The 12,964-nt window shown below is 57.6% G+C and carries 12 protein-coding genes and 4 tRNA genes; 12 read left to right on the top strand and 4 right to left on the bottom strand.

Going from position 1 to position 12,964, the window contains the following annotated elements; all coding sequences use genetic code 11:
* Window positions 1-14: 14 nt before the first annotated feature.
* The 3 genes from aat to infA all read left to right on the top strand — a co-directional run bounded on the left by aat (window position 15) and on the right by infA (window position 1,722).
* The gene (aat, locus tag OKC43_RS05225; protein WP_069527212.1) at window positions 15-722 is read left to right on the top strand and encodes a leucyl/phenylalanyl-tRNA--protein transferase; all 708 of its coding nucleotides are present in this window, start codon (window positions 15-17) and stop codon (window positions 720-722) included.
* Window positions 719-1,435, top strand: coding sequence for an arginyltransferase (locus OKC43_RS05230; RefSeq protein ID WP_139411990.1), 717 nt, complete (start codon window positions 719-721; stop codon window positions 1,433-1,435). The genes aat and OKC43_RS05230 overlap by 4 nt, the downstream gene beginning before the upstream one ends.
* Before the next feature lie 68 nt (window positions 1,436-1,503).
* Complete coding sequence (gene infA / locus OKC43_RS05235; protein WP_005300033.1) at window positions 1,504-1,722, top strand: translation initiation factor IF-1; 219 nt, start codon at window positions 1,504-1,506, stop codon at window positions 1,720-1,722.
* A gap of 68 nt (window positions 1,723-1,790) precedes the next feature.
* Here the strand turns inward: infA and clpA are convergent, their stop codons facing one another.
* Entirely contained in the window at window positions 1,791-4,046 is a 2,256-nt protein-coding gene (clpA, locus tag OKC43_RS05240) for an ATP-dependent Clp protease ATP-binding subunit ClpA (RefSeq protein WP_005337110.1), read from the bottom strand.
* A 59-nt stretch (window positions 4,047-4,105) separates the two neighbouring features.
* Window positions 4,106-4,423 (bottom strand): ATP-dependent Clp protease adapter ClpS, encoded by a 318-nt coding sequence (gene clpS / locus OKC43_RS05245; protein ID WP_005337111.1) that lies wholly within the window; start codon window positions 4,421-4,423, stop codon window positions 4,106-4,108.
* 229 nt (window positions 4,424-4,652) lie between these two features.
* Here clpS and cspD point away from each other — a divergent pair, with 229 nt between their 5' ends.
* Window positions 4,653-4,871: a cold shock-like protein CspD gene (gene cspD, locus OKC43_RS05250; RefSeq protein ID WP_005300025.1), complete on the top strand. Its 219-nt coding sequence runs from the start codon at window positions 4,653-4,655 to the stop codon at window positions 4,869-4,871.
* A gap of 117 nt (window positions 4,872-4,988) precedes the next feature.
* On the opposite strand, the gene folD is transcribed toward cspD, so the two are convergent.
* Window positions 4,989-5,843, bottom strand: a complete 855-nt coding sequence (gene folD / locus OKC43_RS05255) for a bifunctional methylenetetrahydrofolate dehydrogenase/methenyltetrahydrofolate cyclohydrolase FolD (RefSeq protein ID WP_236271202.1) — start codon at window positions 5,841-5,843, stop codon at window positions 4,989-4,991.
* 213 nt (window positions 5,844-6,056) lie between these two features.
* On the opposite strand from folD, the gene OKC43_RS05260 reads away from it, so the two are divergent.
* The 8 genes from OKC43_RS05260 (at window position 6,057) to OKC43_RS05295 (ending at window position 12,390) form a co-directional block, all read left to right on the top strand.
* Window positions 6,057-6,133, top strand: a tRNA-Pro gene (locus OKC43_RS05260).
* Window positions 6,134-6,170: 37 nt separating this feature from the next.
* A tRNA-Arg gene (locus OKC43_RS05265) sits at window positions 6,171-6,247 on the top strand.
* Between the two features lie 52 nt (window positions 6,248-6,299).
* Window positions 6,300-6,375: transfer RNA gene (locus OKC43_RS05270), tRNA-His, on the top strand.
* A gap of 307 nt (window positions 6,376-6,682) precedes the next feature.
* Window positions 6,683-7,393: a two-component system response regulator RstA gene (rstA, locus tag OKC43_RS05275; RefSeq protein WP_236271201.1), complete on the top strand. Its 711-nt coding sequence runs from the start codon at window positions 6,683-6,685 to the stop codon at window positions 7,391-7,393.
* Between the two features lie 21 nt (window positions 7,394-7,414).
* Window positions 7,415-8,740, top strand: coding sequence for a two-component system sensor histidine kinase RstB (gene rstB / locus OKC43_RS05280; protein ID WP_236271200.1), 1,326 nt, complete (start codon window positions 7,415-7,417; stop codon window positions 8,738-8,740).
* A 54-nt stretch (window positions 8,741-8,794) separates the two neighbouring features.
* Complete coding sequence (locus tag OKC43_RS05285; protein WP_005337116.1) at window positions 8,795-8,977, top strand: hypothetical protein; 183 nt, start codon at window positions 8,795-8,797, stop codon at window positions 8,975-8,977.
* A gap of 153 nt (window positions 8,978-9,130) precedes the next feature.
* On the top strand, window positions 9,131-11,680 hold the full coding sequence (mprF, locus tag OKC43_RS05290; RefSeq protein WP_236271199.1) for a bifunctional lysylphosphatidylglycerol flippase/synthetase MprF: 2,550 nt from the start codon (window positions 9,131-9,133) through the stop codon (window positions 11,678-11,680).
* Between the two features lie 11 nt (window positions 11,681-11,691).
* The gene (locus OKC43_RS05295; RefSeq protein ID WP_236271198.1) at window positions 11,692-12,390 is read left to right on the top strand and encodes a virulence factor; all 699 of its coding nucleotides are present in this window, start codon (window positions 11,692-11,694) and stop codon (window positions 12,388-12,390) included.
* A gap of 314 nt (window positions 12,391-12,704) precedes the next feature.
* Here the strand turns inward: OKC43_RS05295 and OKC43_RS05300 are convergent.
* A tRNA-Ser gene (locus OKC43_RS05300) sits at window positions 12,705-12,792 on the bottom strand.
* Window positions 12,793-12,964: the final 172 nt, after the last annotated feature.

Raw genomic sequence — 12,964 nt, forward strand, 5'->3', positions numbered from 1 at the left:
AACCTCGTTGCCTTATGTCTCGCTATCTTACCCAACTGGATGATGAGCTTTGCTGGTTTCCTGACCCCAGCCATGCGCTGGAAGAGCCCAACGGCTTGCTGGCGATCGGCGGGGATCTCTCCCCTGCCAGATTGCTGGCAGCTTATCACAAGGGGATCTTCCCGTGGAATGAACCCCACCAGCCGACCCTGTGGTGGTCACCGGATCCCCGCGGGGTGATCCGTCCCGACCAACTCCATGTGGGGCGGACACTACAGAAGATTATCCGCCGTACCCCATTCGATATTTCCGTCAATCGCGCCTTTAATGAAGTCATCACCGCCTGCGCCGCCCCTCGTCGCACTGCCGATGGCACCTGGATCAGCCAACCTATGATCGAGGCCTACCAGCAGTTGCACCAACTGGGTCATGCCCACTCTATCGAGATCTGGCAGGAGGGAGAGCTGCAAGCGGGACTGTATGGCCTCTCTATCGGCCGACTGTTTTGCGGTGAATCCATGTTCAGCCGGATTGATAACGGCGCCAAACTTGCCATGGTGGCACTCTGTCGCCACTTCGCCCGCCATCGCGGCGCCCTCATCGATTGCCAGATGCAAAACCCGTTTCTGGCGACCCTGGGTATCGAGGAGTGGCCACGGGCCCGTTTTCTGGCTGAGCTGGCGCGCCTTGGCCATCAACCACTATTGGCTTCCTGCTGGCAAGAGGGGGAGATCAGCTTATGACTGAAGAAGTGATCCTCAAAGTAGGGCTGACTCCCAAACATCCCTGCAGTTATCTGGACCATGAACAGGAGCAGTTGCTGGTGCTGATGGATCACAATCTGCTCAACGCCAACGGTTACGAGCGATTGTTGACTGCCGGTTTTCGCCGCAGTGGCAACGACATCTATCGCCCCCACTGCCCGGCGTGCCATGCCTGCCAGTCCCTTCGTATTCACAGCGAACGCTTTCGTCCCAGCCGAGGCCAGAAGCGGATCCGCCAGCTCAACAGGGATATCGAGATCGTCCTGAGCTACGATGACAAACCCGAGTATTACCTGCTCTACGAACGTTATATCCGCGAACGCCACCACGATGGCAGCATGTATCCCCCCAACCGCAGCCAGTATCGCGGTTTTCTCCATTGTGACTGGATGCCACCACTCTATCTGGAGATGCGCAAAGATGGCCGCCTGATCGGCGTGGCCACCACAGACCTGCTGCCCCACTCCTTGAGCGCCATGTACACCTTCTTCGATCCGGATTATGCCGATCGCTCCCTGGGCACCTTTGCCATCCTCTGCCAGCTCGATCTGGCCAGACGAACCGGGCGAAGCTGGCTCTATCTTGGCTATCTGGTGGAGGCGTGCCGCAAGATGAATTACAAGCGCAATTATCTCCCTCACGAGCTGTTAATTCAGGGGGAATGGAAAAATATCGACACCAAGCCCGAGTAAACTTTACACATAGCCTTAAATCCGGCATGATCCAGCGGTTTTTTGTTGTGGCTTATCAAGAGGATTCAATGGCTAAAGAAGACAGTATTGAGATGCAGGGCACTATTCTCGAAACCCTGCCCAATACCATGTTCCGTGTGGAACTGGAGAATGGTCACGTGGTTATCGCTCATATTTCAGGCAAGATGCGCAAAAACTACATTCGTATCCTGACTGGAGACAAAGTAACGGTAGCACTGACTCCCTACGATCTCTCCAAGGGACGTATTGTTTTCCGCTCTCGCTAAGCCAGGAATTCAGCAAAAAACCCCAACCTTTCGGTTGGGGTTTTTTGTCGTTTTCTGATCACTGACGCTTAGTGGGAAACAGCTTCAACATTGACCTGAAAATCAAAGCTGAGGCTGTCATTTACCAACTCAACCTTCACAATTCCCCCGTCAACCAGTGAACCGAACAGGATCTCGTTGGCCAGGGGTTTCTTGAGGTGCTCCTGGATCACCCGCCCCATCGGTCTGGCGCCCATGGCTCTGTCATACCCCTTCTCCGCCAACCAGTGACGGGCACGCTCGGACACCTCGAGAGAAACTCCCTTCGCATCCAGTTGAACCTGCAATTCGACAATAAACTTGTCGACCACCTGATGGATCACCGTCATATCGAGATGGTTGAACCAGATGGTGTGATCAAGCCGGTTACGGAACTCCGGACTGAAGGTCTTGTTGATCACCGCCATGGCATCGTGGCTCAAATCCTGTTGCTGGAAGCCAATCGATTTGCGTTGGGTCTCCTGCACACCGGCGTTGGTAGTCATGACCAAAATCACGTTACGGAAATCCGCCTTGCGCCCGTTGTTGTCGGTCAAGGTGCCATTGTCCATCACCTGCAATAGCAGATTGAATACGTCCGGGTGAGCCTTCTCAATCTCGTCAAGCAACACGACGGAATGAGGATGCTTGATCACTGCATCAGTCAGCAGACCACCCTGCTCAAAACCAACGTAGCCGGGAGGCGCACCAATCAGGCGAGAGACGGTGTGGCGTTCCATGTACTCGGACATATCAAAGCGCAGCATCTCGACACCCAATGCCTTGCCCAACTGCTGGGTCACCTCTGTTTTACCAACACCGGTAGGACCTGCAAAGAGGAAGCAACCAACCGGGCGACGCTCGTTGCCAAGTCCTGAACGAGAGAGGCGAATCGCATCGGTCAGCACCTCGATGGCTTTATCCTGACCAAAGACCACCATCTTCAGATTGCGCTCCAGGTTCTTCAGCACCTCTTTATCCGAGGAAGAAACTGATTTCTCCGGAATGCGGGCAATCTTGGCCACAATGGACTCAATTTCCTGCACATTGATCACTTTCTTGCGCTTGCTCGCAGGCAGCAACCGTTGACCGGCACCCGCTTCGTCGATCACGTCGATCGCCTTGTCGGGTAAGTGACGATCATTGATGTACTTGGCAGAGAGCTCGGCAGCTGCCCGGATCGCCTTGGCGGTATAGCGCACGCCGTGGTGTGCTTCGTAGCGACTCTTGAGCCCCATCAGGATGCGAGTGGTGTCATCGATAGTCGGCTCGACAATATCGATCTTCTGGAAGCGACGGGCCAGCGCACGGTCTTTCTCGAAGATCTGGGCGTACTCCTGATAAGTGGTGGAGCCCACACAGCGGAGCAAACCATTTGAGAGCAGTGGCTTGATCAGGTTGGCCGCATCCAGCTGACCACCGGAAGCAGCACCGGCACCAATGATGGTATGGATCTCGTCGATAAAGAGGATGGCCCCTTCCTGACGCTCAATCTGCTTGAGCAGTACTTTGAGGCGCTTCTCGAAATCACCACGGTATTTGGTGCCCGCCAGCAGAGAGCCCATATCCAGCGAGTAGATGGTGCTACCGGCGATCACCTCGGGCACATCGCCTTTGACGATACGGTAAGCCAGACCTTCGGCAATAGCGGTTTTGCCCACACCCGCTTCACCCACCAGCAGCGGGTTGTTCTTGCGACGACGGCAGAGCACCTGAATTGTACGATTGAGCTCCTGATCACGGCCAATCAGCGGATCGATGCGCCCTTCCAGCACCAGCTGGTTCAGGTTGGTGGCAAAACTCTCGATCTGGGCGGCCGAAACATCATCATCAGACTCGGGATTGTTATTGCTGCCGAGATCAGGCTTGCTGTCCTTGCGCACCCCGTGGGAGAGGAAATTGACGACGTCGAGACGGCTGATCTCGGCTTTTTTCAGGAAATAGGCAGCTTGTGACTCCTGCTCGCTGAAGATAGCGACCAGCACGTTGGCGCCGCTGACTTCGGTATTGCCGGAGGATTGCACATGGAAGACGGCACGCTGCAACACGCGCTGGAAGCCCAGTGTCGGCTGGGTTTCACGATCTTCATCGTCGCGCGGTATGAGCGGAGTAGTTTGGGTGATGAATGCGCGGATCTCCTTGCGCATCTGCTCGACATCGGCACCACAGGAGCTCAGCGCCTCATGGGCTGAACTGTTATCCAGAAGGGCTAACAACAGGTGCTCGACGGTCATGAATTCGTGGCGCTCGTCACGGGCCAGTTTGAAAGCCTCGTTCAGCGTCTTTTCTAGATCTTTATTCAACATAGGCACCTCCCCTAGTACAGCTACAATGTGGTGTCACACTCGCCATCAAGTCATCAGATTCAAGCCTTTTCCATAGTACAGAGCAGTGGATGTTCGTTGTTACGTGCATAGGTGTTGACCTGGACAACCTTGGTTTCGGCGATCTCTGCGGTAAACATGCCGCAGACACCCTTACCACTATAATGCACACTCAGCATGACCTGAGTCGCCTTGTCCAAATCCATACCAAAGAACTTTTGCAGCACCTCCACCACAAACTCCATGGGTGTGTAGTCATCGTTGTTCAACACAACCTTATACATGGGTGGCGGCTGCAGCTTTGTTTTCTCTGCTTCTGCAATCTCTTCATTAGCAAAGAGTTCTTTCTGCTTGCTCATAATCGCGCTTTGGTACCTCTAGATTACTACCGTCTAACACAAGGTTGTCAATAGACTTGTTAACCAGATCACATCAGCTGTTAACAACTTCTTGACTCGCTCAAAAGTTAGACTAGATTGGTTACTTGCTAATCTGTGCCCGTCTGCTATGGGCCCATGTCCCTAGTTATAAAGGGCTGGCGCAGGTTACTCAACGACTTCTGGGTAATCAATAAAAGGATGTAGAAGTATGGCAACCGGCACAGTTAAGTGGTTTAACAACGCAAAAGGATTTGGGTTTATCTGTCCGGAAGGGGGCGGTGAGGATATCTTCGCTCACTACTCCACGATTCAAATGGAGGGCTACAAGACCCTGAAAGCGGGTCAGGCTGTCAATTTTGAACTGCAACAGGGGCCGAAAGGAAATCACGCCTCTGTGATTGTGCCAAACGAAGCACAAAATATGTAAATAACACCCGTTGGATAAATAAAAAACCGGTTCCTCTCTGAGCAACCGGTTTTTTATTGTCAGATTTCTGGCGAATCCTGCCTCCTCACGGGATCACAGGGTTATCACCAGCCATGATCAGTCGTGATATTCACTGCAGGCGATCAGGGTATTTTCCATCAGGCTGGCGACCGTCATCGGGCCCACACCACCGGGTACCGGAGTAATGAAGGAGGCATGGCTGCGCGCCGTCTCAAACTCCACATCACCGACCAGCGAACCATCAGCCAGGCGATTGATGCCCACATCGATTACCAGTGCCCCCGGTTTGATCCACTCGCCAGAAATGAAGTTGGGCTTGCCGACCGCAACAACCAGCAGATCGGCACGGCGTACCTGATCTTCCAGATCCCGGGTAAAGCGGTGACAGGTCGTGGTTGTGCAGCCCGCCAGCAACAATTCGAGGGTCATGGGACGCCCCACTATGTTGGACGCCCCCACCACGACCGCATGCAGACCGTGCGTCTTCACGCCGGTGGTCTCGATCAGTGTCATGATCCCTTTCGGAGTGCAGGGGCGCAGCGCCGGAATACGTTGGGCCAGACGGCCGACGTTATACGGGTGAAATCCATCTACATCCTTGTCAGGCTGGATTCGCTCCAGCACCTGAGTGGTATCAAAGTGATCCGGCAACGGCAGCTGAACCAGAATGCCATCTACGTGGCTATCCGCATTCAACTGGTCGATCAGCGCCAGCAGCTCTTCCTGACTGGCAGTGGCACTCAGGTCATAGGAGCGGGAGAGAAAACCCACCTCCTCGCACGCCCGACGTTTGCTGCCGACATAGACCTGAGAGGCTGGATCCGCCCCCACTAGAATGACTGCCAGCCCTGGAGCCCGTTTCCCTGCCGCCAACCGCTGTTGGACTTGCGCCGCGACCTGGCTGCGAATCGTTTGCGCAACCTGTTTTCCATCTATGATTTTGGCAGACATCGTTCTCCACTCACCATGTGTTCAACTGCCGCGCATTGTCGCATTTTTTTAGCCGGGATGTTAGCGGCAGACGCACGCCAGACCTGCAGCGGGCAATAAGTAGGCACTTGAATTTACTGGGGGAAAAAGTCGTTGACGCTAGCCCTTACGCTTGGCTATGATGCCCGCCCGTTGCCCAGTATGACTCTTGTCGATATGCTGGTCAGGGATTTTCGGTGATTAGCGCAGTCCGGTAGCGCATCTGGTTTGGGACCAGAGGGTCAAAGGTTCGAATCCTTTATCACCGACCATGTTCATCGACTCGTCCTTAAGACATGTTGATACAAAGCGCCCTTAGCTCAGTTGGATAGAGCAACGGCCTTCTAAGCCGTGGGTCGCAGGTTCGAATCCTGCAGGGCGCGCCATTAATGCTCCCCTTTCCTTTTGGATTGGCGAGGGTTGATGAAAATTTCAGTGGTGGCTGTAGCTCAGTTGGTAGAGTCCCGGATTGTGATTCCGGTTGTCGTGGGTTCGAGCCCCATCAGCCACCCCATTATTCTGTCGATAATCGCCGCAAGGGGATGTGCATCGGCTTGGTGCAGTGACCTTCTGGTCTACACCACAAAAAACCGGCCTTGGCCGGTTTTTTGTTTTGCGCTCGACTATGCCTTGTCTGCAAGGCCATCCTCTAGACCGATAAACGCGGCTCTGCCCATTTGTCACGATGTGCGCCTCCCCATCGATACACACAGCCACACTCCCCCACGCACCAGCCTGCCCGGTTCTTTTTCTGTATTTCCCAAGCGCCATTGATATGCTGATCGCTCTTCTTCTCTCCTGCTTTCCGTTGGAGCTTTTCTATGCAACGCATTCTTTTTGTCGAAGATGATCCCGAGATTGGCCAGCTCATCAGCAGTTGGCTCGGTCGCCACGATATGGACGTGATCCTCGAGCCCAGGGGGGATATGGCGCTGGCCCGGGTAGAGGCCGAACAGCCCGATCTGGTGCTGCTCGATATCATGTTGCCGGGACAAGATGGCATGTCCCTCTGTCGGGATCTGCGGCCGCGCTTCGACGGCCCCATCGTAATGCTCACCTCGCTGGATAGCGATATGAACCAGATCCTGAGTCTGGAACTGGGCGCCAACGACTACATCCTTAAAACCACCCCGCCCCCCGTGCTACTGGCCCGACTTCGGGTGCAGTTTCGCCAACACCAGCAAACATCAACCCAACCGGCCGCCACCAGCAGCGTTCCCCAGCGGCTGCAATTTGGTCGGCTGCGGGTGGATGGCCCGGGGCGAGATGTGCGCCTCGATGGCGAGAGCATTGCTCTCTCGACCGCCGACTTTGATCTGCTGTGGGAGCTCGCCTGCCACGCGGGCCAAATCTTGAGTCGGGAAGCCCTCTTTCGCAGCCTGCGCGGCCGGGAGTACGACGGTCAGGATCGCAGCATGGATGTGGCCATCTCCCGCCTGCGCCGCAAACTGGGTGATAACCCCGACAACCCGGCCCGGATCAAGACAGTGCGTCAGAAAGGCTACCTCTTCGTCCCCCACGCCTGGGAATAACCCTCTTTCGGGAGCACCGCCATGCGCCGTCTCTTTATCCAGTTCTATCTGTTGCTGATAGGCTGCTTCACCCTCGCCATCCTGCTGGTGGGTGTGGTCTATCAGGTGACCGCCGAACGGGCGGGTGATCGCTATCTCGAACGCATGATGCAGGGATCCCTTGGCCTGTTGACCGGCGAGTTGGCAAGCACCCCGCCCGAGCGCTGGCCCGCTCGTCTGGCCGAGCAGAGCAGTCAGTTTACCCTCCCCCTCAAGATCGGCGAGCTGGTGCGCCAGCCCCTGACCAGCGAGGATCAGGCCTTTCTGGCTGCCGGCAACATTGTCATCGTCGAGGAGGATGACACCTTCCTGCAGCGCATCCCCGATACCGACCGGGTGCTGATTGTCGGCCCTGTACCCTACCTCTCCTACCTGCACGAGCTGCACTGGGTCGATGTGGGGCTGCTGCTGGTGATCGGCCTCTCTCTCGGCCTGCCCATCCTTCTGTGGTTGCGTCCCCACTGGCGCGGCTTGCAGCAGTTGGAGCAAACCGCACGTCGCGTAGGCGATGGGGATCTCTCCTGCCGAACCAATCTGCCACCGGGCAGCAGTCTGGCCCGGGTGGGACGCACCTTCGATCAAATGGCGACCCAATTGCAGGCCATGATTGCCAGCCGCAAGCAACTGACCGATGCCATCGCCCACGAGTTGCGCACCCCGCTGGTCCGGTTGCGCTATCGGCTTGCCATGCTCGATCCTGCCCCTGCCGAGCAGGAGCAGCAGGCGCTGGAGCGAGATCTGGGGGCGCTAGACGCCCTGATCGAAGAGATGCTCACTTACGCCAAGCTGGATAGACCCGAACTGCCACTGCAGCGCGACGAGCTGGAGCTCAGTCACTGGGCACAAGCGCATCTTGGCGACTGGCAGGCGCTGTCACCCGAGAAGAGGCTCACCCTCGATCTGCCGCCACGCCACATGCCCTGGTGCGGCGATCAGCGTCTGCTGACGCGCGCGGTGGAGAACCTCATCGGCAATGCCCTGCGCTACGCCGAGAGCGAGGTTACCCTCTCCATCTCGCGGCTGCAGGAGAACTATCTGCTGGAGGTGAGCGACGATGGACCGGGGATCGATCCGGCGCTAGCGCCCCAGATCTTCGAGCCGTTCGTGCGTCTTGATCAGAGTCGGGATCGCCGCACCGGCGGCACCGGGCTGGGACTGGCCATAGTGCGCAGCATAGCGATCCATCACGGCGGTGATGTGGCATTGCTTCCTTCCGGCAAGGGAGCCCGCTTCTGCCTCACCCTCCCTGTACATTTGGATACAAACCGTCACCAACCGCTCACTGAAGGGCCGCCGCAACCGTCATAGGATGAAGGTCATGGAGAACGCTCCATAACATCAACCCGAATAAGGAAATTGAACATGAAAAAGATCATTCCCCTGACCCTGGCTGCCGTCTTCGCCCTCACCTCCGGTTTCACCATGGCGGCCACCCCGACCAAGACAGCCACACCGCAGGCGACCCAGACCAAGGTGGTGAAAAAACACCATAAAGCCACCCACGCCAAGACCCCTGCCGTCAAAGTCGCGCCGAAAACCAAGTGATCCAACCGGTCACTGGATAACACAGAGGGAGGCTGACGCCTCCCTTTCCATCTCTTCCCGAAATTTTCCTGACGAGCGCCTCCCTCGTCCAAACCGGATCCACGACCCGGCTCCCCCTTTGCGGGAAACGGTCAATGACCACAGGAACATGGCATGTGGCGTCATCTGTTTAAATGGCTCGGCCCTGTGTGCAGTTTGCTGCTGCTCGGCACCGCACTGACCGTGCTGTATCACCTGACCCAGACATGGCACTGGCACGATATTCGTGTGGCCATCTGGTCCCAATCCCTGCCGCGACTGGCGAGCGCCCTGTTGCTGACCCTGCTCAGTTATGGTTGTCTCTGCAGCTATGACATGCTGGCGCTCCATGCGCTGGGCAAGCGCCTTCCCTGGCAACAGGTCAGCATCACCTCCTTTATCGCCTACACCTTCTCCAACACCCTGGGATTTGCCCTGCTGACCGGCACCTCGGTACGCTATCGCCTCTACTCCGCACTGGGGCTCGCCACCGGGGAAGTGGCTCGCGTGGTGCTGTTCTGCTCCATCACCTTCTTCCTCGGCCTGCTGGCGTGGGGAGGTGGCGCCCTACTGACCTGCGATGTATCACAGCTGCTGCCTGACTGGCCGCAATGGGCAGATACCCTGCTCAGGCTAGCGGGCGTCATAGCGCTGCTGTTGGTGGCCTGCTACCTCTGCTGGCCCACACACCGTCTCTCCTGGCGGAAACACACCCTGACCCTGCCCGGTTTCAAGGTTCGTCTGTTACAGCTGTTGGTCGCGCTGGCCGACTGGATGGCCGCCGCCGCCTTGCTGTTTGTGCTGTTGCCCGCCGATAGCGTCCCCTACCCCGTGCTGCTCAGTGCCTTCGTGCTGGCCAGCTTCCTCGGGGTACTGGCCCACGTGCCGGGTGGGATCGGCGTGTTCGAAGCGAGCATGAGCCTGCTGCTGGCTCACTACCTGCCAGCCGACAAGCTGCTCGCCTCGCTGCTGCTCTATCGCTGCATCTATTACCTGCTTCCCTTTCTCTGTGCCCTGCTGCTCTTTACCAGTCAGGAGATGCTGCAACAAAAAGCGCGCTGGCAGCGGCTACAGGGGCTGATGAGCGCAGTACGCGAATTTCTGCCCGCCCTTATCAGCATGGGCACCTTCGCCGCCGGCAGCCTGCTGCTCTGCTCGGGGATGATCCCAACCATGCGCAGCCACATCGAGGTGTGGCTGCAGGTGTTGCCGCTCCATCTGCTGGAGCTCTCCCACGTGCTCGGCAGCGTGAGCGGTATCCTCCTGATCCTGCTGGCGCGCAGCCTCTATCGCCGTCACGACGCCGCGTTTCGCATCACCCAGCTGCTGCTGGCACTGGGGATCGCCTTCTCCCTGCTCAAGGGGGGCGACTGGGAGTCAGCCCTGCTGCTTGGCAGCTTCCTGCTCATCATGACCCCCTGCCGTTCTCTCTTCTATCGCAAGGGGTCACTGCTCTATCCCCAGTACACCCCGGGCTGGCTCATCTCGGTCGGCGCCGTGCTGCTGGGGGCGCTGTGGCTGCGGCTCTTCTCCTATCGTCAGGTGGAGTATGACCACGCCCTCTGGTTCCACTTCTCGCCCCACGGCGGGGCTGCCCGCGGCCTGCGCGCCATGGGGAGCGTGGTGGCCGTGCTGGCCGTGGCCGGGGTTGCCCAGCTGCTTGCGCCGCTGCGCGTAGTCGGTGAAAAGCCGGACAAGGAGACGCTGGCGCGCGCTCACGAGCTGGTGGTGCGCGAAGGGGGGATCCACGGCTACCTGGCCCAGTTGCAGGACAAGTCCCTGCTGTTCCACCCCGCAGGCGACGCCTTCCTGATGTATGGCATCGAGGGCAACAGCTGGATTGTGATGGGGGATCCGGTCGGTCGCCCCGAGCAGATCGAAGAGCTACTCTGGCAATTTCGCGAGCGGTGCGACGAGCACGACGCCAACCCGGTCTTTTATCAGGTCTCGGCCCGCTATCTTCCGCTCTATCTGGAGCTGGGGCTGATCCCCTTCAAGCTCGGTGAAGAGGCGATGGTCGATCTGGCTACTTTCGATCTGGCGGGCAGCCGGCTGCGCAACCTGCGCCAGAGCCACGCCAAGGGCAAACGGGAAGGGTTGACCTTCGAGGTGGTCGAGGCGAGCGCCGTGGCTCCCCTGCTGCCCAGATTGCAGACCGTCTCAGATACCTGGCTGCAGAGCAAGATGGGCAAGGAGAAGGGGTTTTCGGTCGGCCGCTTCGAGCCTGACTACCTGACCTTGAGCCCAGCTGCACTGGTCTGGCACGAGGGGCAGATTGTCGGCTTTGCCAACCTCTGGGTGAGCGATAACAAGGAGATGCTCTCCATCGATCTGATGCGTTACAGCCTGGATACCGGCACCGCCCCCATCATGGATTTTCTCTTTGTCGAGCTGCTGCTGTGGGGCAAGGCGCAAGGGTACGCCAGCTTCAATCTGGGGATGGCCCCCATGTCCGGCTTCAACGATCACCCGCTCAACAGCTACTGGGCCCGACTTGGCAATACCCTGTTTGTGCGTGGCAGCCGTTTTTACAACTTTCAGGGGCTCAGACGCTACAAGGAGAAATTTTCGCCCCGCTGGGAACCCCGCTACCTGCTCTGCAGCAGCAAGCTGGTACTGCCCAGAACCCTGACTCACCTGATCACCCTGATTAGCCGCGGCCCGCTGGGGCTGATCAAGAAATAGGAGCATGGCCAATGAGAGCCTTGATTTTGCTGTTACTCAGTCTCGTACTGCCCGTTGCATCTTTTGCGGCGCACGCCGCCCCGGTCAAGGACGACCTGAGCCTGATTGAGCTGCCGGTCAAGCAGCCATCCGACGCCCCCATGGTGATCTTTCTCAGCGGCGATGGTGGCTGGGCGGCCCTCGACAAGGGGCTGAGCGCCCAGTTTCAGCTGCACGGCATGCCGGTCGTGGGCTGGAGCTCCCTCACCTACTACTGGAAGAAGAAAACCCCGGAGCAGGTGACCGCCGATCTGGAGCGGATCCTCGATGATTACCAGACTCGTTGGCAGCGTCCCCGCTGGCTGCTGGTCGGCTTCTCGTTTGGTGCCGAGATTGTCCCCTTCGTCATCAACCGGTTGCCGGAGCTCTATCGTCAGGGGCTGGTCGGGGCCGTGATGCTCTCCCCCTCCACCAGCTCGGATTTCGAGATCCACGTCAGCGACATGCTGACCCACAAGGCGCGCAGCTATCCGACCGAGCCGCAGGTGAAGACCATCCGGGATCTGCCGATGCTCTGCCTGCAAGGTGCCGATGATGATGATGACGACCGCCTCTGCCCCCGTCTCAACCAACCTAACGTCACCAGCATCACCCTGCCGGGAGGACATCATTTTGACGATAACTACCCCCAGCTCTATCAGGCCATCACCAAGCAGCTGAACGTGCCCTGAATCAGCAGCCTGTAGAGCATTAACCCGTATCACCACGGAATGCCTTTTAAGTACCGAGCAGGGCAAATCAGCGAGCAATGAAAAGGGCCTCTCTTGCGAGAGGCCCTTGTACTGAATCGGGTGGAAACTTTAAAAGGATCGACCAATGGCTTGGCCGTGGCGTCAAAGTCACCGAGGCATTTCACTGCGATTGCCCAAGCGGTTCAGCCTGATGCGCCATCAAGAACGAAGATTCGCATTTCTATGCCAGCAACCACGCTGGGGATTGCGCCATAAAACAAAAGCCCTGATGTTTCCATCAGGGCTTTGCAATTTGGCGGTGAGGGAGGGATTCGAACCCTCGATACGTTGCCGTATACACACTTTCCAGGCGTGCTCCTTCAGCCACTCGGACACCTCACCAAATTTTTTCTCACTGCTTTATGTGCTTGAGCTGCACATTCGCTGGCGGACCATGCCGCGGCGACGGGGCGTAATGTAAGGGATACGATGGCTTTTGGTCAATGCAATTTTTTACTTTTTTGCGTTCGTTTGCTCAATATCCGAACCAAGTGACCAAAAATATGCCGTTTCG

The organism is Aeromonas sp. Y289-2, assembly GCF_027705925.1.
Classification (GTDB): Bacteria; Pseudomonadota; Gammaproteobacteria; order Enterobacterales; family Aeromonadaceae; genus Aeromonas; species Aeromonas veronii.

What these genes read in the sequence shown, in the direction of transcription:
- cspD (WP_005300025.1), top strand. Translation starts at nt 4,653, where the DNA reads ATGGCAACCGGCACAGTTAAGTGGTTTAACAACGCAAAAGGATTTGGG.
- rstA (WP_236271201.1), top strand. Translation starts at nt 6,683, where the DNA reads ATGCAACGCATTCTTTTTGTCGAAGATGATCCCGAGATTGGCCAGCTC.
- infA (WP_005300033.1), top strand. Translation starts at nt 1,504, where the DNA reads ATGGCTAAAGAAGACAGTATTGAGATGCAGGGCACTATTCTCGAAACC.
- folD (WP_236271202.1), bottom strand. Translation starts at nt 5,843, where the DNA reads ATGTCTGCCAAAATCATAGATGGAAAACAGGTTGCGCAAACGATTCGC.
- aat (WP_069527212.1), top strand. Translation starts at nt 15, where the DNA reads ATGTCTCGCTATCTTACCCAACTGGATGATGAGCTTTGCTGGTTTCCT.
- clpS (WP_005337111.1), bottom strand. Translation starts at nt 4,423, where the DNA reads ATGAGCAAGCAGAAAGAACTCTTTGCTAATGAAGAGATTGCAGAAGCA.
- OKC43_RS05285 (WP_005337116.1), top strand. Translation starts at nt 8,795, where the DNA reads ATGAAAAAGATCATTCCCCTGACCCTGGCTGCCGTCTTCGCCCTCACC.
- mprF (WP_236271199.1), top strand. Translation starts at nt 9,131, where the DNA reads ATGTGGCGTCATCTGTTTAAATGGCTCGGCCCTGTGTGCAGTTTGCTG.
- clpA (WP_005337110.1), bottom strand. Translation starts at nt 4,046, where the DNA reads ATGTTGAATAAAGATCTAGAAAAGACGCTGAACGAGGCTTTCAAACTG.
- OKC43_RS05230 (WP_139411990.1), top strand. Translation starts at nt 719, where the DNA reads ATGACTGAAGAAGTGATCCTCAAAGTAGGGCTGACTCCCAAACATCCC.
- OKC43_RS05295 (WP_236271198.1), top strand. Translation starts at nt 11,692, where the DNA reads ATGAGAGCCTTGATTTTGCTGTTACTCAGTCTCGTACTGCCCGTTGCA.
- rstB (WP_236271200.1), top strand. Translation starts at nt 7,415, where the DNA reads ATGCGCCGTCTCTTTATCCAGTTCTATCTGTTGCTGATAGGCTGCTTC.